Here is a 21,820-nt window from a genome sequence, read left to right as displayed (position 1 = left end):
AAGGGGCTGAGGTTGGCCGAGAGAGGAGGGAGAGCGCCGTTGAGTGTCAACCCTGCAATAACGCATTGAAAAGTAATAAAACGCCGTAAGGCATCCCTTAAACAGGAGAACAATGATGAATATGCGCAAACTTCCGCTGGCACTGGCCGTGGCTGGCGTCGTCCTGTCGTCGCAAGCGATGGCGGTCGACTTCCACGGTTATGCCCGTTCCGGTATTGGTTGGAGCTCCAAGGGCGGAGATCAGAAGTGTTTTCAAGCAGATGGTGCTGGTTCTAAATACCGTCTGGGTAACGAATGTGACACCTATGCCGAGCTGAAACTGGGCCAGGAACTGTGGAAGAGTGGCGATCAGAGTTTCTACCTGGATACCAACGTTGCCTACGGTATTGAGCAGGCGAATGACTGGGAGAGCACCAATCCGGCATTCCGCGAGATCAACGTGCAGGGTAAGAACGTGATTACCTGGCTACCCGGTTCGACCCTATGGGCCGGTAAGCGTTATTACCAGCGTCACGACGTCCACATGATTGACTTCTACTACTGGGATATCTCCGGTCCGGGCGCCGGTCTGGAAAACATCGATCTCGGCTTCGGTAAACTCTCTCTGGCGGTCACTCGTAATACCGAGTCTGGCGGCTCTTACTCCTACTTCCTCGATCAGAATAATAAGAGAAAGGTTCAGGATACCGCCAACGATGTGTATGACATCCGCTTGGCCGGCCTACAGACCAACCCTGGCGGCTCGCTGGAGTTGGGCTTCGACTATGGCCGTGCCAACGTCGATGACGGTTATTACCTGGCGCCGGGCGCCAGCAAAGACGGCTATATGTTCACCGCCGAACACACCCAATCGCTGTGGGGCGGCTTCAATAAGTTTGTAGTGCAGTACGCGACCGACTCGATGACGGCCAGCAACAGCGGCCATTCCGGCGGCTCTAGCGTGAATGACAACGGCCATATGATCCGGGTTCTCGACCATGGTGCGATGGACTTCAACGACAAATGGGGCCTGATGTATGTCGCCATGTACCAGAACGTCGATCATGATGTGCAGAACGGGTCGACCTGGTACACCGCGGGTGTGCGTCCGATGTACAAGTGGACACCGATCATGAGCACCCTGTTCGAGGCGGGTTACGACAACGTCAAGTCACAGAAGACAGGCGCACGTAACGAGTTGTATAAGCTGACACTGGCTCAGCAGTGGCAGGCGGGCGATAGCGTCTGGTCTCGTCCGGCGATCCGTATCTTCACGACCTATGCCAACGGTAAGAACAACTGGAAAACCGATCAAGACGGTATTCAGGTTAACACCCAGCCGGGTGATAACCGCGGGGTCGGCGTCCCGGGCTGGTCCTTCGGCGCTCAGATGGAAGCTTGGTGGTAATAGGCTGAGGCGGTGCCTTGTGCTCCGCCCAGATTGCTCGGCCGGTATCGCTTGCCTGATACCGGCCGGCGCGTAAGTACGTTCTGCGTATGACAAAGGAATAATAACGATGAAAAATACCGTGAACCGCATTACTCGCGGCGTGTTGTTGGCCTGTGCGCTCTGCGCCAGCCTGCCAGCGCTGGCCGATACGCTGCAACCGACGGATGTCGCCGCCGCGCCTGAATTAAGTCACGCCACATTGCAATCGCTGCACTGGCAACCGCTGACACCGCCGACGGACACGACCATTACCCTAGGGCCACAGAGTCAAACCCTCAACCAGGGGGAAATTCAGGGCGCGGTCGCGGCCCTGGCCTTACCGGCGAATCGTGGCTCACTGGAGATTACCCTCAGTAGCCGCTTACATAATAAGCAGCTCTATGTTCCCAATGTGTTGGTGCTCGACCAGCACCTGCGCCCGGCGGCCTACTATCCGGGCAGCTATTTTACCTACCGTCAGCCCGGCGTGATGAGCGGTGACCGGCTAGAGGGGACGATGAAATTGACGCCGGTGTTGGGGCAACAGCAGATCTATTTGCTGATTTACACCACGCGTCAGGATCTCACGACTAAGACACAGATGGTCAACCCGGCCAAGGCCTATGCGGCCGGTGTCGGCAATGCGGTACCGGATATTCCCGATCCTTATGCCAGCCATGCGGCACAAGGGGTGTTAACCATTCAGGCACGCGTGGAGCGGCAAAGTGGCAACGTGATGATCGGGGCACTGCTGCCGAGTGGCGATACCCCGGCCGATGTGGTGGTCGGCGGCCAGTCGTCGGCGAACGGCGCGCCACAGAGCGCCCCAGCGAGTATGGCGCCACCGAGTGAGCCGATGTTGGCCGAGACCGCAGCTTACTTCGACCAGAGTATTCGTAGCGCAGTGCGTCAGGGCAACATCGATAAGGCGTTACGTTTGATGAATGAAGCGGAGCGTCTCGGGTCGACCACGGCCCGGGAAACCTTTATCCGCAGCGTAAAAGGCAAGGGTTAACCGGTAGGTGGCGAGCCTCCTACCACACTACGTTACGGATGTGGCTTGATGACTGGTGCGCGCTTGCGCACCTTTTTTTACATCACGGCTGAGAGGCCACATCTGCGCGCCCGCCGGGACGCGGTATACGACGGCTTATCGCCTTGCCCCCAGTTGCTTGCGCAGCGCTTACCCTGTTGTCTTCCCAATATGTTATCCCGCTACGCCACCTCTTATCTCCGTCACGCTATCGCTCGTCCCTTATTTGTGTTGGCAGCAACCTGGCCGCTTGATGCCTCGCAGGGCTGTGGCATGCTGGCGGGGGCGTGCGTGTCCGGCCACACCGTAATTTTTACTCGATTGTTGTCTTTTGCTATGAAGATTGTTAAGTGAATGGTCATGGATTGCTGCAATACTGCCTCAACTGCCTAATCTGGGGTACACTGAGGCGAAATTTGGCTGACTGGATGCCGTCTCTAAGTGGTATGGCGTGAGGATGAGGTTTACGGCATGGCGGAACAATCGGAGCCATTGCAGGTGCGGTGCTGGCTGCCGTTGGAGCAGGTCACGCTGCCTGCCGAGTACCGTAGCTGGTTGGCGGAGTCGGGGTCGATGACCCATCGTTTGGAGCAGCATTGTACTCATCTCGAGGTGAGGGTACTGCGCGAAGCGTGGGTCGCCGCCACACAACTGAGCGATCACGAGTGTGCACAACTGCCGCAGGGCGAGGCCTACTGGTTGCGAGAGGTCTGTTTGTGTGGCGATGGGGAGCCGTGGCTATTTGGCCGGACCTTGACGCCCGCACAGACGCTAGCGGGCGAGGGGCAGGCATTGCGTCGCTTGGGGAATACGCCCTTGGGGCGCTACCTATTCAGTGGCATTCCCTTACAACGTGAGGCGATCCTGGTCGGGAGTCAGGGTCGGTTGTGGGCACGCAGTAGTCGTCTGCGTGTCTCCGGCCAGTTGTTATTGCTGACAGAGCTTTTTTTAGCGGATGCACCGATGTATGACCGATAATATCCATGAGCGGAGGGAGTAAGACGTGGAGGGAGTCATGACCCAAGGCAAGTGGTTGGCCTATTGCCGCCTGATGCGTATCGATAAGCCGATAGGATCGTTGCTGTTGTTGTGGCCGACCTACTGGGCGCTATGGCTCGCGGGGGGCGGGATCCCTGACGTGAAGTTGCTATTGGTCTTCACCGGTGGCGTCTTCTTTATGCGTGCTGCCGGCTGCGTCATCAATGACTTCGCCGATCGCAACTTTGATGGACATGTGAAACGGACCTGCCAGCGGCCACTGCCCAGCGGGGCGCTCTCCGTGCGGGAGGCTAAGGCGCTATTTGTCTTACTGGTGGCGCTGTCGTTTGCGCTGGTGCTGACGTTGAACGCCTTGACGATTTGGCTGTCAGTGGCGGCATTGACGCTAGCCTGGATTTACCCCTTCATGAAGCGTTTTACCCACCTGCCGCAAGTCATCCTGGGGATGGCCTTCGGCTGGTCGATACCGATGGCCTATGCGGCGGTGAGTGAGAGCCTGCCGTTGAGCTGTTGGCTACTCTTCGCGGCTAATATTTGCTGGACGGTGGCTTACGATACCCAATATGCGATGGTGGATCGCGACGATGATCTGCGCATTGGCATCAAGTCGACGGCGATCCTATTTGGTCGTTACGATCGCCTGATCGTCGCTCTGCTACAGTTGGCGACGTTGCTGCTGCTATTGTGGGTGGGCCGATTGAACCCGCTTGGCGCCGTCTATTATTGGGGGCTACTGCTCGTGGGCGGGGGCTTCGTCTACCAGCAGCGGTTGATCGTGAAACGTGCTCGCCCCGCCTGTTTCCAGGCCTTTATGAGTAATAACTATGTCGGGTTGATCCTCTTTGTGGCGATCTGGCTGGCGTTGTAGTCCTGGTGTTGCGGCGAGGTTTATCCCGCCGCGATTCTCATAATCACGTCATGATTATCATTATTTCACGTTATTCGACCCACATTGATAGCCGTTTCTTGCTATTTCTCCGTGAAAGCATGGGGTAATGATGAAACTGTAATTTAACATTTCATCTTTCTTCGTTACTTGTCACAAAGCGATACGCCAATTCATCGTTGATCGATTTTTAAACAGCAATGGTACGCCTCCTGCTAACTCTGTTGACTCCATCCCGCATCGCGGTGGAGAACGATTGAGAACAGGAGACGCATCATGAGTGTCGAGAATGTCTTAGCGACGACGTTGGTGGAGGGGGATGCGCCAGCGCCGCGCCCCCGCTTCCTCAGCAAGGCGCGTATCATCGCCCGACCAGGGTTTAACCGCTGGCTGGTTCCCCCAGCGGCGCTGGCCATTCACCTATGTATCGGTATGGCCTATGGTTTTTCTGTCTTTTGGCTACCGCTATCGCGGGTATTGGGTGGGAGTCAGCCGTTGGCTTGCCCGGCACAGATGCCCGCCTGGCAGGAGCTGTTTACGACCCAGTGCGACTGGCGCATCTCCATGTTGGGATGGACCTATACCCTCTTTTTTATTTTTCTTGGTTGTTCGGCGGCGCTGTGGGGCAGCTGGTTGGAAAAAGCGGGCCCCCGTAAGGTGGGGCTGGTGGCGACGGCGTGTTGGTGTGGCGGCCTGTTGCTCTCCGCCCTCGGGGTCTATCTGCACCAGCTGTGGTTGATCTGGCTGGGGTCCGGGGTCATCGGTGGCATCGGCCTGGGGCTGGGCTACATTTCGCCGGTATCGACCTTGATCCGCTGGTTCCCCGATCGGCGTGGCATGGCGACGGGACTGGCGATCATGGGCTTTGGGGGCGGCGCGATGGTCGGTGCCCCCTTGGCTAACAGCCTCATGAGCTTTTATGCCGCCTCGGGTGGCCAAGGCGTATGGCAGACCTTCCTGACCTTGGCGTTGATCTATCTGGTTTTCATGTTGTGCGGGGCATTGGCATACCGTATTCCGCCGATCGGTTGGCATCCGGTTGGGCAGGCTCCCGCCGTGACGAGCGGCAAGGGGCGCATGGCGTCGCTCTCCTGTGAGGTCCATGTCAGCGTGGCCTGGCGGACGCCACAATTTTGGCTGGTGTGGGCAGTATTGTGCCTCAACGTCTCCGCCGGGATCGGTATCATCGGTATGGCTTCGCCGTTATTGCAGGAGGTCTTCGGGGGGCGCCTGTTGGGTACGGAGCAGAGTTTCGCCGAGTTATCGGTTGGCCAGTTGGCCCAGGTGGCCGCCATCGCCGCCGGTTTCACCGGCCTGTTGAGCCTGTTTAATATCGGTGGGCGTTTCTTCTGGGCGGCGCTCTCCGATCGCATCGGACGTAAGTCCACCTTTCTACTCTTTTTCGCCCTCGGTGCGCTGTTATATAGCGCCTTGCCCTCGCTGGGGGCCCTCGGGAGTGTCGCCCTGTTTGTGCTGGCCTTCTGCCTGATCATCTCGATGTATGGCGGCGGATTCGCCACGGTACCCGCCTATCTGGCCGATCTGTTTGGTACCCAGATGGTTGGGGCGATCCATGGCCGGTTGTTAACCGCCTGGTCGGCAGCGGGCATTATCGGCCCGGTGTTGGTCAATTACCTGCGTGAATATCAGCTGGCGCACGGCGTCGCGCGCGCCCAGGCCTATTCGGTGACGCTGTATATTCTGGCGGGGCTGTTACTGGCCGGTCTGATTTGTAACCTGCTGATCCGCCCGGTAGATAGGCGTCATGCCATGAGTGAGGCTCAGCTGGCGCAGGCGCGCTCGTTGTATAAGATCGATCCGCATGCCCAATTGTGCTGGGCGGCGGATACGCGTAGCCGTCCCTGGGTCGTGTTGGCCTGGTTAGCGGTAGGACTGCCGTTACTCTGGGGATGTTGGATCACCGTGTTACAGGCCAGTCAGCTATTCGGTTAAGGCGTGGGGCGGAAAAGCACACGCCCGGCTGGGCCGGGCGTGTCGAGGGGATTAGGCGTCGGCGTCGCGAGTGCCGTCAGCCTCCTCCAGCGCCGCGAGGCTGACGCTTTCGATGGTCAGCCGGATCTCGGGGGTTAACAGGGCCGCGAGCAGGTTATAGATCTCCAGCGTCTGTTCACGCACCGCGTCGCCGACATCGTTGATGTAACCTTCGGCGCGTAACGTTGCCACCAAGGTGGCGAACACCGCCTTATCGAAGAACTCCGGCGCATTGATGCCGTGTAACACCGAGAGGCGTTGTGCCAGGATGCGACTCTCCTTCTCCAGGGCACCACGGCTGATGCTCGGATTGGCGCTCAGCAGTGAGAAGGTGATGGCATAGCGCTGTAACGTCTCGCGTACCCCGGCCGAAAGCAGCTGGAGGGCACGGATACGCGCCGGGTTGATACTCAATGTGTCATCTTGCAGGCAGATTAACTGCTGGCGGCAGAGCTCATCGATGATCGGGCGCAGCACCTGCGGCAGCTCCTGCGGCGCGTAATGCATGAACAGCTCTTGCTTCAACATCGGGTAGATCACCGCCACCTGGCGCAGTAGCTCGGCATGTGAGATCTGGCGGTGGTGGATCACCATGCTGGCGACCAGCGACGGCAGCACCAGCATATGTTGGATGTTGTTGCGGTAATAGGTCATTAATACCGCCTGTTCACGCGGCAGGATGATCAGATCGCCGATATTATCCTGCTCGACTTCGAACTTATTCATCTGCAAGGCATGATCCAACAGCGCCTGGGCGTCGTGCGACGGTAGCGTCGCATCGCTGGCGTAGGGGGCATTCTGCAACAGCTGCAGGTAGCACTCCAACTGCTCCAGCAGTTGCTCGCGGGTCAGCGCACGCTGGCGAGAGGCGAGCAGCGCCGTGGCACACAGGTTCATGGCGTTAGCCGCCGCCGCCTTATTGATGTTGACCATCACTTCTGTGGCGATACTGTTGACGCTAGGGGTCAGCCAATGTGGGCGTTGCGCCTCGATCGGGTCGATCGCCTCACGCCATTCTGGTACGTGGTGATTCAGCCAGACGTTGAGGGAGATCGGCTCGCCGAAGTTGACATACCCCTGGCCCAGGTTGCGTAGCTTACGCAGCCCCCGCACCATCTGCGGCAGGCTCTCCTTCTCTTTGGTCGCGCCGCGCAACTCTTTGGCGTAAGTGGCGACCTCCATCACGTGCTCGTAGCCGATGTAGACCGGTACCAGGGTGATCGGGCGTTTACCGCCGCGCAGCATGGCTTGCAGGGTCATAGCCAAGGTACCCGTTTTGGGTTCCAGTAGACGACCGGTACGTGAGCGCCCACCCTCCATGAAGTATTCGACGGAGTAGCCACGGCTGAACAGTTCGCCGAGGTATTCGCGGAATACCGTCGAGTAGAGCTTATTACCCTTGAAGGTCCGGCGGATGAAGAAGGCGCCGAGGCGACGGAAGATCGGCCCCGCCGGCCAAAAGTTAAGGTTAATGCCAGCGGCGATATGCGGCGGCACCAGCCCTTGGTGGTAGAGCACGTAAGAGAGCAACAGGTAGTCCATATGGCTACGATGGCAGGGCACATAGACGATCTCATGACCGTCCTGCGCTAACTGGCGCACGCGCTCGGCGTTATGGACGTTGATCCCCTGATACAGACGGTTCCAGGTCCAGCTCAGTACCCGATCGGAGAGGCGAACCGCCTCATAGGTAAAGTTGGCGGCGATCTCTTCCATCAACGCGACGGCGTTTTGCTGGGCCTTTTCCCGAGAGATCTTCTTGCTGCGCGCCTCGTCCTCGACAGCCTTCTCGATCGCTTTAGAGGCGAGTAGCTTGTTAAACAGTGCCTGACGATCCGGCAGGCGTGGACCGACGGCGGCCAGACGCAGACGGGAGAAGTGCATACGCGCCACGCGCGCCAGCTTCTGGGCGATGGTCTTGTCGGTACCGTGCTCGTCGGCCATATAGCGCAGGGAGACGGTATTGGAGAAGCGCACGAAGCTGTCGCGTCCTAGCCACAGTACGGCGAAGAATTTCTGAATGCCGTTGAGCAGACGCAGCTGCGGCGCGCCCTTGTGATCTTCGCGGCCTGGCGCTCGACCAAACATCACCGAGACCGGCACCATCTGGATATCCAGCGCGGGGTTATTGCGGTGCAGATCCAGATAATCGAGGAAGAGTTTGACTGAGGCCTGTTTCGGGGCGTAGTAGCGGAAAACACGCGGGCCGTCATCGACGAAGACATAGCGTGGCAGGATGGTGCCATCGATCTCATTGTCATCCAGCGGATCAGGAAGGTCGAGAGCCAGACAACGATCACGCAAGGTCAGTAGGTCGGCCTTGGAATTATAGGGCAAGACATAGAACACCGGCCGAGTGGTATCCAGACGCAACTCGGCGATCGGATCGGTGGGAATGACCTTGCTCTTAACCAGTAATTTAAGCGGTAAATTCAACAGCTTATAATATATTTTACGCCATCCGGACATAAAAGTATCAGCCTCTTGTTAGCAATGCGTGGCAAGGATACCAGAAAGCGGCCTTGAGATCTGTGGTGCCGGGATCACGGGAAGCGGCTAAAATGCCCGACAACGCTTACTGTTATGGATCCTTTATGAATAGTACTACAGGTTTTACTCGTATCATCAAGGCGGCCGGTTACTCGCTGAAAGGACTGCAGGCGGCCTGGCGCCATGAGGCGGCCTTCCGCCAGGAGAGCATACTGCTATTCGTGGCGGTGTTGCTGGCGGCTTGGCTCGACGTATCGGTGGTAGAACGTTTCCTGCTGATCGGCAGCGTCACCTTGGTGCTGATTCTGGAGATTATCAATAGCGCCATTGAGGCGGTTGTTGATCGCATTGGTAGCGAGCATCACGAATTGTCTGGACGCGCCAAGGACATGGGGTCGGCGGCGGTATTTATCGCCTTGTGGTTGGCGCTGTTCGCCTGGGTCAGCATCCTGTGGAGCCATTACTGGCCTTGAACGCAGGGTGCAGCATAAAAAATGACCCCCTGCGGTGAGCAGGGGGTCAGCGTATTAATCAGCGTATGTGCGTGTCGGCTTGCGCCTTAGTACCACAGCGCCATGATCGGCCAACCGATGGCCAGCAGCGCGGTAATGTAAATCACCCCAAAGATGGCCCCTAGACGCCAGTAGTCTTTAGACTTCACATAGCCACAGCCGTAGATGATGATCCCCGGGCCGGTAGCGTATGGGGTCAGACAACCCATCAGGCCGATGGAGAGCACCAGCAGCAGGCACAGTTGATCCATCGGTACACCCGGGATGCTCTGGCCGACGGCCAGGATCACCGGCAGCATGGTCGCGGTGTGTGCGGTCAAGCTGGCGAACAGGTAGTGAGCGAAGTAGAACACCAGCACCAGGGCGATCACCGTTGCAGTCGGTGAGAAGTCGGCCAGATGGGCACCCATGGTTTTGGCAAACCACTCGATGAAGCCTGAGCGGGTCAGGCCGTTTGCCATGACCACCAAAGTAGACAGGTTGACCAGGGTGTTCCAGGCGCCGCTGTACTTGGTGACGTCTTTCCACGGCACCACATGCAATGCCAGCATCAGGGCGACGGCGAGCAACGCAACCGCAGTGGCGTTGATGAATTTACCGCCGAAGACCCACAAGGCCAGGCTCAACAGGACCAGGCAGATCAGCGTGATTTCGCGACGGGTCAAGGCACCCATCTCTTTCAGCGCACCACCGGCCCAGGTGGCGACCTGCTCACTGTGGGTGACGGTCGGCTTGTACAGTACGTAAGAGAGCCATGGCGCGACCACCAGCAGCAGCAGGCCGACGGGCAAGAAGCCGAGGAACCACTGCGTCCATGAGATCTGGATACCGGCGATCTTGTTCACGAATTCGATACCCAGCACGTTCGGCGCCGCCCCGGTAACGAACATGGAGGAGCTGATGCTGGTACTGATTACCATCATCCACATCAGGTAGCTACCGATGCGGCGTGAGGAGGGATCGTTGGGGTGAGAGTCGAACAGCGGCGGTAGGTTTTTGATCACCGGGAAGACGGTGCCACCGGTACGCGCGGTGTTGGACGGTGTAAAGGGTGCCAGAAGGATATCAATGATAACAATGGCATAACCAAGAGTAAGCGTTCGCTTACCCATGAATTTAACCAGCAAAAGGGCGATGCGCCGCCCCAGGCCGCTGACCTCATACCCGAGGGCAAAAATGAAGGCCCCGAACACCAACCACACGGTGGTGCTGGAGAAGCCTGCCAGCCCCCATTTCAGCGCCTGCTTACTGGCGTTGAAGGCGGGATCGGCCAATTCTGCAGGGTTGAACAGCAGGAACTGATTACCGATGACGACGATGGTTACGGCGATGAAACTGATAGCGGTCGCCGGGATGGGTTCGAGGATCATCCCGACGATCATGGCGACAAACACGGCAAAGTAATGCCAGGCCTGCGGCGGCATGCCATCGGGGACTGGGATCATAAACATAATCCCCATCACCACGAGGGGCGCGAGTAGTTTCCCTATTTTCTCTTTGGACATAACTGATGACTCCGGTAAGGATGATATTTTTAATGTTCAGCTTGCAAAATCGGGTAACAGAGGTGAGCCAGAAACCAGGTCAGGATCAGGAGATCCGCACTGCCGCCCGGGCTCAAATGGCGGTCGATACACTCTTCATCAAAACGGTGCAGCGCCAGCAGATCGTCTGGCGTGCGGATACCTCCGCTCGCGAGCAAGGTGGTGGCGTATTGCCGTATCCAACGCAGTCCGGCGATCCCCCCGCGCGCGGCAACATTGGTGTCCTGGTTATGCGCCATCAGCAGCAGTAGGGTATCGAGCAGGGCTAATTCCGGATCACGCCCGCAGGTCAGTAGCTGCCGATAATGGGGAAGCGCCAGTTGCCGCACCAGGGGATAGCCCGCCTCGGCCTCACCACGGGCTCCGGTGATCCCCAGGGTGACGAAGAGACGCTGGCCTGCCGTGTTGGCCTGATCGGCAGACAATGCCGCCAATTCGCGCGCTACCAGACCACGACAGAACTGCGCCGCGTAGTCGCATAGGCGTTCGGGTGTAAGGGCGTGGCCGCGTTGGTGGCTACGCCCGATGGCGGCGCACAACAAGCCGAGAGAAAAGATACTGCCCTTATGGGTATTGACCCCGGCGGTGGCGTGAAACATGGCCGTCTCGCAGGCCTGGCCGAGCGCCCGTAATCCCGCGAGTGCATCGCTGGCCTCCAGGGCGGCGCTGGCGGCACCATATTCGACGAAGCGAGATAGCCAGGGGGCGATGGCATCGGCACTGCGTAAGAAGTCGCTGTGCGCCATGTCGTAGTGGGCGCCGTTATTGTGGCGATCGACCAGGCCTGGCTTCGGCGTCAGGTTGACTTCGGCCAGCATGGCTCGCCATCCCAGCTCACTGGCGTGGGCACAGAGGCGTTCGAGCGTATCCGATGAGGTATTAGCGTGCGTCAGCTGCGGCATCATGAACCAATGCCTCCATGTGAGCGATAAGTTGAGCCACGCTGTGGCGGCGCTCGCGGGCGCACAACACGGCGGGGCGCTGGCAAATCAGGCAGCGGCGTGCGGGCAACTGATAATCGCCACGCGACAGAATTTGTCCGGTGGGGGCCAGGACATCGAGATCCCATAGCCGACCCAAGGTATGGGTCTGCTCTAAGTCGATGGTGGCCCGCTTGACCACGTCGGCCGGCGCCGCGATGGCCATCAGCCCTTCCGGGCCGGTGGCTAAGTCCAGCGAGAGCTGCTCCCTGATGGTCCAGGCCTGACGCTGTGCCAGTTGATTCAGCGCCCCGATACCGGCGTTAAAGAGACGGCGGGTCAGGGGGCTGTCCTTGACCGGGCCGGGGGCGACCACGGTGAAGGAGATCAGCGTACAGGTATGGCGTGCCAGCCATGCCGTCTGCCGAGACTGCCTGCATTCACGGCTGAGGAGCAGTTCCGGTAGTGTGACGGTATGGCTGGTCGCCAAATCGGGGAGCAGGGTCATCATCGCTTATTCCTTGACCTGGCGAACCACGTCGATGACGGAGCCGTCGCGATAACGCACCACGGCGACCGCCTTATCGGTAAAGGCGATCGGCTTCGGTTCACCGGTCAGAGAGAGGGCGCGATCACGCAGCCACTCGATGCTGACCAGCGGCATGCCGGCATCGCTGAGGCGCTGTGCCAGCTCTGGACGCGCCGGGTTGACGGCGATACCGTGGTCGGTGACCAGGATGTCGATGCTGGAGCCCGGCGTGACGCAAGTCAGCACGTTATCGACGATAGTCGGGATACGCCCGCGTACCAGCGGCGCCACGATGATGGAGAGCGCAGAGCCGATGGCAGTATCGCAGTGGCCACCGGAGGCACCACGTAGTACCCCGTCGGATCCGGTCAGTACGTTGACGTTGAAGTGAGTGTCCACTTCCAGCGCACTCAGCACCACCACGTCCAAACGATCGACGGCGGCGCCTTTGGAGCTCCAGTTTGCGTACTGGTTAGCGCTGATTTCGATGTGGTTCGGGTTACGCGCCAGAGAGCCAGCGGCGGCACGGTCAAAGCTCTGTACGTCGAGCAGCTTACGGATATACCCCTTCTCGTGCAGATCGACGATGGTGGAGGTGATGCCACCCAAGGCGAAGTCGGCACGGATGTCGGCGCGGCGCATCTTGTCTTCGAGGAAGCGCGTGACCGCCAGTGAGGCACCGCCGGTGCCGGTTTGCAATGAGAAGCCTTCGTTAAAGTAACCGGAGTGAGCAATCACTTCCGCTGCGCTGCGGGCGATTAGCAGCTCACGCGGATTGGAGGTCATGCGGGTGGCGTCGGCTCCAATCTTACTGGCATCGCCGACATGCTCGACCTGGACGATCAGATCGACCTGATCCTGGGTCAGGCTGGCCGGGTTGTGCGGATAAGCGAGGATTTCTTCGGTCAACAGGACGACTTTATTGGCGGCCTCAGCGTCGGCGCGCGCATAGCCCAGCGAGCCGCAGCAGGCATTGCCGGTGTAGCCATTGGCGTTACCGAAGGCGTCACAGGCGGGTACCCCGAGGAAGGCGACGTCGATGTTCAATTCACCGCTATTGATCAGGTGAACGCGACCACCATGGGAGTGGATCTGAACCGGCTCGTCGAGCAGACCATGGGAGATGGCATCGGCCAGCGGGCCACGCAGCCCGGAGGTATAGATCTTGCGTACCACGCCGTTACGAATGTGGCCTACCAACGGCGCATGGCAATCGCTCAGGGAGCTGGAGGCCAGCGTCAGATCTTTGAATCCCATGGCAGCGATGGCGTCCATCACCTGGTTCAGGGTCAGATCGCCGCCACGGAAGGCGTGGTGGAAGGAGATAGTCATACCGTCGCGCAGGCCGCTACGGCGGATGGCTTCTTGCAGATCGCCGCATACTTTGCGATCGCGCGGACGCTGTTGCTGATAGTCTGCCTTGCTGACGTCGTTGAATGCCGGCAGCGCGCTATCCTGCTGGCTAAAGGCGGTTACGCGGGCGTTTCGTTGGGTATCTTGTGTCATCTTTATCGCCTTATTCTTCACGGATGCCGGAAAGGGCCGCGCGGGAAAGCACCAGACGCGCGCGTTCGATAACCGGGCTATCGACCATCTTGCCGTTCAGGGAAACCACGCCGCGTCCTTCGCGAGCGGAGGCTTCGGCGGCTTCAACCACCAGACGCGCGTGATCGACCTCTTTCTGGGTCGGGGCGTACAGGTTGTGCAGCAACTCGATCTGACGCGGGTTGATCAGTGACTTGCCGTCAAAGCCCAACTGTTTGATGTGAGAGGCTTCACGCAGGAAACCCTCATCGTTATTGGCGTCGGAGTAGACGGTGTCGAAGGCCTGGATGCCAGCCGAACGAGCCGCTTGCAGGATGCTGCAACGGGCGAACAGCAGCTCGATCCCTTCCGGGGAACGCTCGGTACGCAGGTTGCGTACATAGTCTTCGGCGCCGAGCGCGATACCGATCAGGCGTGGTGAGGCGTGGGCGATGGCCACCGCCTGGGTGATGCCTTGGGCGGATTCGATAGCGGCCAGCAGGCCAGTGCTGCCCACTTCACGTCCACAGGCGCGTTCGATGCGTGCGATCTCATTTTCGATAGCGATGACATCTTCGGCGCTGTCGGTTTTCGGCAGACGCACCACATCGACTCCGGCGCGTACCACGGCTTCCAGATCGGCGACGCCAAACTCGGAGTCCAACGCGTTGACGCGCACGATGGTCTCGATGTCGTTGTACAGTGGGTGTTGCAGCGCATGGTAGACCAGGCGGCGTGCGGCATCTTTCTCGCGCAGTACCACGGAGTCTTCCAGGTCGAACATCAAGGCATCGGCCTTATAGATGAAGGCGTTGCTCAGCATGGCGGCGTTGGAGCCGGGTACAAACAGCATGCTGCGGCGGGTACGAGTTTTCTGTTGCGGTGTCATGCGCGATCCTCCCAAGGCAGGCTGACCAGGTCGGCGGCACGCGCCAACAGGGTTTCCAGACGGGCGCGTAGGACACAGTCGAGGGCGCCTTTGTCGTCGACGATCAGCTGTACGCCGCGGATCTGATGCTGGTTGAGCACCTCCAGTACGGTGGCGCGGATGGCGTCGCCAAACTGTTTTTCGACACTGCTACTGATTTGCAGATCGAGGGCCTGGTCGTCTTCAATGGGCGCGATGCGCACCATCACGTCGCTCGACTCAAGGGTGCCTGCGACGGCTGCGTGGTTTATTTTCATTTGTCACCTGTAACTAAGACGGATTCCTGGGGTCGGCGCTCGACACCCGCCGGCATCGAGGCGATCAGGCGTGCCAGATAGGCTCGGGTCGCTTCGGGTACCAGTGGGGTGATTGCCGGAAGATCTTTGCGTACCAGCAGCTTGCGTACCCAGGAGGCAGAAATGGGGGTGTTGTGATAGGTCAGCCTAGCCACTTCAACCAGATGGATCGGCGGGTAGGGCAACGCCGGTGTCTCTAGCCAGTAACGCATATCCTGATTGTATTTGGCGGTAACCGGACAGAAGGGTTCCGTCCCGACAAAACGGTGGGTGATGCCCAACGCCGGCGCCAGATACTGCCGGAATATCTTGATATCGATTTCGGTGTAACAGTTGTCGGCCACGCCCTGCTCTTTGATGAAATAGCAGGGAAAGGTGGCGCGAGAGATGATGTATTCGGAGCCGGGGTGCAGTGTGAGATTGGTGATATCTCCCACGCCTTCACGCACCAACGCCAAACGATCTTCATAAGAAAAACGCGAGGTATCTTCGCGTACTAAAAAGAGGTGCAGCCAGTCACACTGACTGGCTGCCTGTCGGACAAGATAACGGTGTCCGTTGGTGAACGGATTGGCGTTCATCACGATGGCACCGATTTTTTTCCCTGGGTGGCGTAGCGTTGCTAAATTTTCGGCATAACGTTGTAAGCGGACTTTACTGTTCTCCATCAATACCATAATCCCGGGAACGCGGGTAATGGTGGCAAATCCGCACTGGCGAAACATCTCTTCATTTTCTTCTTTGGTATAGATAAAAAGATTGTTTCGACCTAAATCATAAGCCAAGTTGACCAACTCGGTGGCCAGCGTGAGGGCTAATCCCTCGCCGCGAGCCGATGCGCTGATGGCGACGCATTTTATGATATCGCCAGCGATACCACCGCAGGCGATAATTTTGTTATCACGCATAGCGCAAATAAATATTTCTACAGAAGTATCTATATTAAGTCCATTTTCACGCAGAAACTGAGTGATATCGGCAATCCTTTTTTGCTCAGAGCGCTTAACCTGGGTGAAAACAGTATTGCTGAACATAGGGATTCCTGCGCTGCGTTAGCATGGCTAAGTTAAATAAATGTATCTTTTATCAACTTAATAACTTTTCATTTTCAATCAATGGTAATAAAACTTTTCCACCTATTTTTATTACCGTTGGCTGTGGTTAAATTAATCCTAGTTAGGAATTGACCGAGAATTTTTGACCTAATTCACAAACGGAAAGCAGTTTTAAATTACCTTAATAGTTTTTATTTTCGTAATTTTAAATAAAGAATTTTATTTGCTGGTTTTTATTTGCGTAATTAGTTTAATAGCGATAATCTGCAAAGTAGAAAAACATTATGGACAGTTTGTCTGGAAACAAATCGGTTACATTTGAGGGTGTTAAAGGTAATCGAAATGTCTTAAAAGGTGAGATGACGATGGTAAGAATGCCAAAGAGTAATGCGGTAAATTTTTTCCGCCGTATGGCGTTCCCATTGCGTATTTTCCTCCTGTTACTATTGGTTTCTTGCTGTCTGTTCGCCGCCTTGGGTAAATACCTCTCCGCGAGTTTTGAAGACTACATGACGAGGCAAGTGCGTGACATGGCGATGAACCAGGCCAAGATCATCGCCTCGATGGATAGCATTATCGATGGGGTGAAGGATCGTGATGTTCACCGATTAGCGCAGATTGCCGATCGCCTGGGGACTGGTACCGACTTCGATTATGTGGTCATCGGCGATCGTAACGCGATTCGTTTGTACCACCCGAATCCGGCCAAGATCGGCCATAAGATGCAGTTTAATAAGCCGGGCGCCCTCGAACGGGGAGAGAGTTACTTTATCTCAGGCAAAGGGTCGCTGGGGATGGCGATGCGCGCCAAGACGCCGATCTTCGACCATCAAGGGAAGGTGATTGGCGTCATTTCCCTGGGTTATCTGGTGAGTAAGATCGACAGCTGGCGGCTCGACTTCTTGCTGCCGATGGCGGGCGTCTTTGTCGGGGTACTGGTGTTGATGATGCTACTATCTTGGCTGTTCGCCGCCCATATTCGTCGGCAGATGATGGGCATGGAGCCTCGTCAGATAGCGCAGGTGGTGCGTCAGATGGAGGCGCTATTTGGTGCGGTATTCGAGGGGCTGATCGCCGTCGATCCTGAGGGGCAGATCACGGCAATAAACCGTAATGCCCGCAAAATGTTGGGGCTGAGTGCCCCGGGACGCCAGTGGCTGGGGCAGCCGATTAGTCAGGTCGTTTCACCGGCAGATTTCTTTACCGATCGTATCGATGAAGATCGGCGCGATGCCATTCTGACCTTTAATGGTTTGAACGTGATCGCCAATCGGGCCACTATCCGTTCCGGCGATGGTGATACCCTGCTTGGGGCGATCATCAGTTTCCGTAGTAAAGATGATATCAATACGCTGAATGCGCAATTGACGCAGATCCGGCAGTATGTCGATAGCCTGCGCACCGTGCGTCATGAGCATCTTAACTGGATGTCGACCCTCAGCGGGTTGCTACAGATGAAGGAGTACGATCGTGCGTTAGAGATGGTGCGCGGAGCCTCGCAGGAGCAACAGCAGTTGATCGATCATCTGCGCGATGCCTTTAGCGATAAGGTGGTTGCCGGTCTGTTGTTTGGTAAAGTGCATCGGGCGCGCGAGTTGGGGCTGACGTTGACGATTGTCGAAGGCAGCCAGTTGCATGCCCTGCCCAGCGGTTTAGATAGTACAGAATTCGCGGCGGTGCTTGGCAACCTGCTCGATAACGCCTTCGATGCGAGTCTGAAGAACCCGGCGGGCAATGGGAGCGTCGAGGTGTACTTGTCGGATGAGGGGGCGGAGGTCATTATCGAGGTCGCCGATCAAGGATGCGGCGTGCCGGATGCGTTGAAAGATAAAATTTTTGAGCAGGGCGTCAGTAGCAAGGTGGAGGAACCGGGGGAACATGGTATCGGCCTTTACCTGATTGCCCGCTATGTGGGACGTTGCGGGGGCACCATTACGCTGGAGGATAACCAGCCCTATGGCACCCTATTTTCTGTATTTATCCCGAAGGTGAAGAGTGAGCATGAATAAAATCAATATATTAATCGTCGAGGATGAGACTCCACTGGCTGAGATGCACGCGGAGTTTATTCGTAATCACCCCGGCTGTGGTCAACTGTGGCTGGCCGGTAATCTGGCGCAAGCTCGGGCGATGATTAAAAGCTTTCACCCGGATTTAATCTTATTGGATAACTATTTGCCCGATGGGGTAGGGGTACAACTCCTGCATGAGTTGGCTCAACAACGTTACCCTGGTGGTGTGGTGTTGACAACCGCTGCCAGCGACATGAATACCGTTTCCGAGGCGGTGCGTAGCGGCGCCTTCGACTATCTGATTAAGCCTATCGCCTACGAACGTTTGGGACAAACGTTGGAGCGTTATCAGCAGCGTCACTCCATGCTCAGTGGGCGCCAGAATGCCAGCCAACGTCAGATCGATAGCATGTATAACGCCTATGCGCGCGGCGACAGCAAAGAGGATCTGCCGGTGGGCATCGATGCCTTGACGCTGGAGAAGGTGCAGGCGTTATTCGTCGATGAGCAGGCACGCCATACCGCAGAGAGCGTGGCGCAGAGCTTGATGCTGAGCCGTACCACGGCGCGCCGTTACCTAGAGTTTTGCGCCGCACGCCAACAGATCGTGGCAGAGATCGTCTACGGCAAGGTGGGGCGCCCACAGCGCATCTACCGCGCACAGAGTAAAAATTGACGTTGATAGCGCGCTGGGGGCTTATCGGGGATCGCACCTAGGGCCCGCTGTTTTGTGTATTTCACGGTTTTAAATTATCCGCTACCTGTATATACTCACAGCAAAACTGTATAAACGAACAGGGGGCGGAATGAAAGCATTAACGGCCAGGCAGCAGCAGGTCTATGATCTGATTCGCGATCATATCGAGCAAACCGGCATGCCGCCGACGCGTGCCGAGATTGCTCAGCGCCTCGGCTTCCGCTCGCCCAATGCTGCCGAGGAGCACCTGAAAGCGTTACAGCGCAAGGGGGTGATCGAGATTGTCTCCGGCGCCTCACGCGGTATCCGTCTGCTGATGGAGGACGAGTCTGGCTTGCCCTTGATCGGTCAGGTCGCCGCGGGTGAACCCTTGCTCGCGCAGCAACATATCGAAGGGTATTACCAGGTCGACCCCTCGCTGTTTAAACCCAGTGCCGATTTTCTGTTGCGGGTGAATGGCATGTCGATGCGCGATATCGGCATCCTGGATGGCGATCTGTTGGCGGTGCACAAGACTCAGGATGTACGCAACGGCCAGGTTGTTGTGGCACGCATTGAAGATGAAGTCACAGTAAAACGATTGAAAAAGCAGGGGAATGTGGTGCAATTGTTGCCGGAAAATAGCGATTTTCAGCCCATCGTCGTCGATCTGCGCGAGCAGAACTTCACCATCGAGGGGCTGGCAGTGGGAGTGATCCGTAACGGCGACTGGATCTAAATCGCCCCAGGCTTGAGCCGTTTTGGTTCCACTCGGCCGATTCACGCCGTCATTTCTCTACCCCGCGGACATCGAGTGCGCGGGGTTTTTTTATGGTGCTTGCCGCGGTCAACGCGGGCTAGCTTGATAAGGGGGAGGGATGCGAGGTTTCCCGCAGGCGGACAAGGCGTTATGGCGCCTGGCGTTGCCGATGATCCTATCCAATGTCTCTGTACCCCTGCTGGGGGTGGTGGATACGGCGGTGATCGGCCATTTAGATTCACCCGTTTATCTGGGCGGGGTAGCAGTGGGCAGCATGGCGACGACCTTTCTGTTCATGTTATTGCTGTTTTTGCGTATGAGTACCACCGGGCTATGTGCCCAAGCCTACGGCGCAGATGATCGTCCGGCCCTGGCTCGAGCCTTGGTTCAGCCCCTGCTCATGGCGTTGCTGGCCGGTGGCGCGATTGTGGTATTGCGTGGCCCATTGATCGAATGGGTTCTGCATATCGTCGGTGCCGAGTCGGCAATTCAGGCTCAGGCGCAGCTCTTCATGAGCATTCGTTGGCTGAGCGCACCGGCGACCTTGGCCAATCTGGTGATCCTCGGTTGGCTGTTAGGGGTGCAGTATGCCCGGGCGCCGGTCCTTCTGCTGGTCACGGGCAACCTGGTCAACATCGTTTTGGATCTCTGGTTCGTGGTCGGTCTGGGCTGGAAGGTAGCCGGTGCGGCGTGGGCCACCCTGATCGCCGACTACGTCACCCTGTTATTGGGAGTGGGGTTGCTGCTGCATGTCATGCGGCGGCGTGGATTACGGCGGGAACATTTCCATCACGCCTGGCGCGGCGATCTGCGCCGTTTGCTGGCGTTGAACCGCGATATCATGCTGCGCTCGCTACTATTGCAGATCTGCTTTGCCTCACTGACGGTGATCGGTGCGCGTCTCGGGGCCAGCGTGGTCGCGGTCAATGCGGTGCTGATGAATCTGCTGACCTTCACCGCCTACGCGCTCGACGGTTTCGCCTATGCGGTTGAGGCACACTCTGGTCGAGCTTATGGCGCGCGCGATGCCGCCGGATTGCAGCGGGTATGGCGCGCCGCCTGCCGTCAGGCCGGCATGGTCGCCCTGCTATTTGCCGTCGCCTATGGCCTGTTTGGCCGTGACATCATTGAGCTATTAACGACGTTGCCCCAAGTGCGCGCATTAGCGATCGCTTATCTTCCTTGGCAGATGGTGTTGCCGTTACTCGGGGTGTGGTGTTACCTATTGGATGGGGTATTCATCGGTGCGACGCGTGGGGCGGATATGCGTAACAGCATGGCATTGGCCGCGTTGGGTTATGGCCTGACATTGTTGAGCGTGCCCTGGCTGGGTAATCAGGGTTTATGGTTGGCGCTGGCGGTCTTTTTGACGCTGCGTGGCCTGTCTCTGTGGCTGATCTGGCGACGCTGTTGGCGCGAGGATCGTTGGTTTCCCTCCCCCTCGGCAACGTAGGAGGAGGCGGGAGACGCGGGATTAGTGTGACGCGGGCTCTGTCTCTGCCGGCTGTTGCGCACAGGCCTGACAGAGGCCATGTGCCTCGATCACACTGTGCTGCACGCTAAATCCCGCCTGTTGTGCCAGTAGTGCCAGTTGCTGTTGCAGGGCATCGGCTGGACGCTCATGCACTTGACCGCAGCGGTGGCAGATGAGTAACGCCGAGATGTGGCTCGGTTCGTCGAGGTGGTGGCACATCACGTAGCTATTGGTGGATTCGATCTTGTGGATGAAGCCTTGTTCCAGCAGGAAGTCGAGCGCCCGATAAATAGTCGGCGGCTTGGCTTGAGGTTCGGAGACACGCAGCAGATCGAGCAGATCATAGGCGCTGATGGCGCCTTGCTGGGCGGCCATGAGGCGTAGTACCTCCATCCGCTGTGGCGTGAGGCGGACATTCCTCTGCCGACAGAGCTGCTCGGCTTGGGTTAACAGTCGCTGCAAATTTGGGGTGGTCATGAGTGCGGTTTCCTGCCAGTAGCGTACCGTGATTTTACCACAATTAGGGCCTGTCTCGTAATGGGCGCCTTTGTCTAGGTGACATCTGCTACGCCACGGCCGCGTGATGAGGTTGGAATATCACCGCTAGTATTTAAGTCCACCCCTCGCATAAAGAACCTCAATAAACTTACACCCCGGGGTTGTAGGGGTTGTAGGGGTTGTAGGGGTTGCCGGTTGAGGGTCAGCCTTGTTGTTTTCTTGTCCTAAATATCGTTGCTATTTCGCCGGATGGGCAGACGCGTACTGGATGACAGGGTAATTTT

19 protein-coding genes are annotated in these 21,820 nt (G+C 57.7%); 10 read left to right on the top strand and 9 right to left on the bottom strand.

Annotated elements, in window-relative coordinates:
• Window positions 1-112 precede the first annotated feature (112 nt).
• The 5 genes from DCL27_RS15445 to DCL27_RS15425 all read left to right on the top strand — a co-directional run bounded on the left by DCL27_RS15445 (window position 113) and on the right by DCL27_RS15425 (window position 6,279).
• On the top strand, window positions 113-1,387 hold the full coding sequence (locus tag DCL27_RS15445) for a maltoporin (RefSeq protein WP_005280774.1): 1,275 nt from the start codon (window positions 113-115) through the stop codon (window positions 1,385-1,387).
• 109 nt (window positions 1,388-1,496) lie between these two features.
• The gene (gene malM, locus DCL27_RS15440) at window positions 1,497-2,423 is read left to right on the top strand and encodes a maltose operon protein MalM (protein ID WP_035597795.1); all 927 of its coding nucleotides are present in this window, start codon (window positions 1,497-1,499) and stop codon (window positions 2,421-2,423) included.
• Window positions 2,424-2,912: 489 nt separating this feature from the next.
• A complete protein-coding gene (gene ubiC, locus DCL27_RS15435; RefSeq protein ID WP_035597793.1) occupies window positions 2,913-3,419 on the top strand; it encodes a chorismate lyase in 507 nt (168 codons plus the stop codon).
• A 25-nt stretch (window positions 3,420-3,444) separates the two neighbouring features.
• Entirely contained in the window at window positions 3,445-4,308 is an 864-nt protein-coding gene (ubiA, locus tag DCL27_RS15430) for a 4-hydroxybenzoate octaprenyltransferase (protein WP_455709025.1), read from the top strand.
• A 294-nt stretch (window positions 4,309-4,602) separates the two neighbouring features.
• On the top strand, window positions 4,603-6,279 hold the full coding sequence (locus DCL27_RS15425; RefSeq protein ID WP_035597790.1) for an OFA family MFS transporter: 1,677 nt from the start codon (window positions 4,603-4,605) through the stop codon (window positions 6,277-6,279).
• Window positions 6,280-6,330: 51 nt separating this feature from the next.
• Here DCL27_RS15425 and plsB read toward each other — a convergent pair whose 3' ends face one another.
• Window positions 6,331-8,787 (bottom strand): glycerol-3-phosphate 1-O-acyltransferase PlsB, encoded by a 2,457-nt coding sequence (plsB, locus tag DCL27_RS15420; protein ID WP_005280794.1) that lies wholly within the window; start codon window positions 8,785-8,787, stop codon window positions 6,331-6,333.
• Between the two features lie 125 nt (window positions 8,788-8,912).
• On the opposite strand from plsB, the gene DCL27_RS15415 reads away from it, so the two are divergent.
• Window positions 8,913-9,281 carry a diacylglycerol kinase gene (locus DCL27_RS15415; RefSeq protein ID WP_005280797.1) on the top strand — a complete coding sequence of 123 codons (369 nt, stop codon included), beginning with the start codon at window positions 8,913-8,915 and terminating at the stop codon, window positions 9,279-9,281.
• Between the two features lie 86 nt (window positions 9,282-9,367).
• On the opposite strand, the gene DCL27_RS15410 is transcribed toward DCL27_RS15415, so the two are convergent.
• From DCL27_RS15410 to citC, 7 genes are read right to left on the bottom strand one after another with little or no spacing between them, the layout of a single operon-like run.
• Window positions 9,368-10,825 (bottom strand): anion permease, encoded by a 1,458-nt coding sequence (locus DCL27_RS15410; protein WP_005280801.1) that lies wholly within the window; start codon window positions 10,823-10,825, stop codon window positions 9,368-9,370.
• 29 nt (window positions 10,826-10,854) lie between these two features.
• Window positions 10,855-11,769 (bottom strand): triphosphoribosyl-dephospho-CoA synthase CitG, encoded by a 915-nt coding sequence (gene citG, locus DCL27_RS15405; protein ID WP_035597788.1) that lies wholly within the window; start codon window positions 11,767-11,769, stop codon window positions 10,855-10,857.
• Window positions 11,744-12,295 carry a citrate lyase holo-[acyl-carrier protein] synthase gene (gene citX / locus DCL27_RS15400; protein WP_005280807.1) on the bottom strand — a complete coding sequence of 184 codons (552 nt, stop codon included), beginning with the start codon at window positions 12,293-12,295 and terminating at the stop codon, window positions 11,744-11,746. The genes citG and citX overlap by 26 nt, the downstream gene beginning before the upstream one ends.
• A 3-nt stretch (window positions 12,296-12,298) precedes the next feature.
• On the bottom strand, window positions 12,299-13,819 hold the full coding sequence (gene citF, locus DCL27_RS15395) for a citrate lyase subunit alpha (RefSeq protein ID WP_035597784.1): 1,521 nt from the start codon (window positions 13,817-13,819) through the stop codon (window positions 12,299-12,301).
• Between the two features lie 10 nt (window positions 13,820-13,829).
• The gene (gene citE / locus DCL27_RS15390) at window positions 13,830-14,726 is read right to left on the bottom strand and encodes a citrate (pro-3S)-lyase subunit beta (RefSeq protein ID WP_005297255.1); all 897 of its coding nucleotides are present in this window, start codon (window positions 14,724-14,726) and stop codon (window positions 13,830-13,832) included.
• Window positions 14,723-15,022 carry a citrate lyase acyl carrier protein gene (gene citD, locus DCL27_RS15385; RefSeq protein WP_005280818.1) on the bottom strand — a complete coding sequence of 100 codons (300 nt, stop codon included), beginning with the start codon at window positions 15,020-15,022 and terminating at the stop codon, window positions 14,723-14,725. The genes citE and citD overlap by 4 nt, the downstream gene beginning before the upstream one ends.
• Window positions 15,019-16,095: a [citrate (pro-3S)-lyase] ligase gene (citC, locus tag DCL27_RS15380; protein ID WP_035597781.1), complete on the bottom strand. Its 1,077-nt coding sequence runs from the start codon at window positions 16,093-16,095 to the stop codon at window positions 15,019-15,021. The genes citD and citC overlap by 4 nt, the downstream gene beginning before the upstream one ends.
• A gap of 386 nt (window positions 16,096-16,481) precedes the next feature.
• Between citC and dpiB the strand changes: the two genes are divergently transcribed.
• From dpiB to dinF, 4 genes are all read left to right on the top strand, one after another.
• Window positions 16,482-18,125 carry a sensor histidine kinase DpiB gene (dpiB, locus tag DCL27_RS15375; protein ID WP_035594117.1) on the top strand — a complete coding sequence of 548 codons (1,644 nt, stop codon included), beginning with the start codon at window positions 16,482-16,484 and terminating at the stop codon, window positions 18,123-18,125.
• On the top strand, window positions 18,118-18,804 hold the full coding sequence (gene dpiA / locus DCL27_RS15370; protein WP_005280827.1) for a two-component response regulator DpiA: 687 nt from the start codon (window positions 18,118-18,120) through the stop codon (window positions 18,802-18,804). The genes dpiB and dpiA overlap by 8 nt, the downstream gene beginning before the upstream one ends.
• Window positions 18,805-18,934: 130 nt before the next feature.
• Window positions 18,935-19,543: a transcriptional repressor LexA gene (gene lexA / locus DCL27_RS15365; protein ID WP_024524673.1), complete on the top strand. Its 609-nt coding sequence runs from the start codon at window positions 18,935-18,937 to the stop codon at window positions 19,541-19,543.
• A gap of 139 nt (window positions 19,544-19,682) precedes the next feature.
• Window positions 19,683-21,017, top strand: a complete 1,335-nt coding sequence (gene dinF, locus DCL27_RS15360) for an MATE family efflux transporter DinF (protein WP_035597777.1) — start codon at window positions 19,683-19,685, stop codon at window positions 21,015-21,017.
• Window positions 21,018-21,038: 21 nt separating this feature from the next.
• Here the strand turns inward: dinF and zur are convergent, their stop codons facing one another.
• Window positions 21,039-21,515 (bottom strand): zinc uptake transcriptional repressor Zur, encoded by a 477-nt coding sequence (gene zur / locus DCL27_RS15355; protein WP_005280839.1) that lies wholly within the window; start codon window positions 21,513-21,515, stop codon window positions 21,039-21,041.
• Window positions 21,516-21,820 lie beyond the last annotated feature (305 nt).

This window comes from Edwardsiella tarda ATCC 15947 = NBRC 105688 (assembly GCF_003113495.2).
In the GTDB taxonomy this organism is placed as follows: domain Bacteria; phylum Pseudomonadota; class Gammaproteobacteria; order Enterobacterales; family Enterobacteriaceae; genus Edwardsiella; species Edwardsiella tarda.
The sequence above is the reverse complement of the archived record's forward strand: the minus strand, read 5'-3'. Positions and strand labels throughout refer to the sequence as shown.